Here is a 312-nt window from a genome sequence, read left to right as displayed (position 1 = left end):
TGAGCCTCGCGGTGAAACGAAGAGCAAAGCTATGAAACTCACCATCGGCACCAAGACCTTCAAGGCCACGCTCGACGACAACGCGGCGACGGCCAAGCTCCGGGCGATGCTTCCCCTGACGCTCGACATGGCTGAGTTGAACGGCAACGAGGAGCATGCCCACCTCCCGACGCCGCTCCCGACCGAGGTCACGGACCCCGGTACGATTCGGAACGGCGACCTGATGCTCTGGGGCTCGGACACGCTGGTCGTTTTCTACAAGGGCTTCAAGACCAGCTACAGCTACACCCGCCTCGGCCGAATCGACGACAA

At 62.2% G+C, this 312-nt stretch carries 1 protein-coding gene; it reads left to right on the top strand.

Annotation, left to right across the window (positions count from 1 at the left end):
- Positions 1 to 31: 31 nt before the first annotated feature.
- Positions 32 to 312, top strand: a 281-nt coding sequence (locus G6O68_RS32195; protein WP_206108312.1) for a cyclophilin-like fold protein, incomplete at its 3' end; no start/stop codon positions are given.

The organism is Paludisphaera soli (assembly GCF_011064595.1).
Taxonomy (GTDB): domain Bacteria; phylum Planctomycetota; class Planctomycetia; order Isosphaerales; family Isosphaeraceae; genus Paludisphaera; species Paludisphaera soli.
Note: the sequence above shows the minus strand (reverse complement) of the source record. Positions and strands in the feature narration are given on the sequence as shown.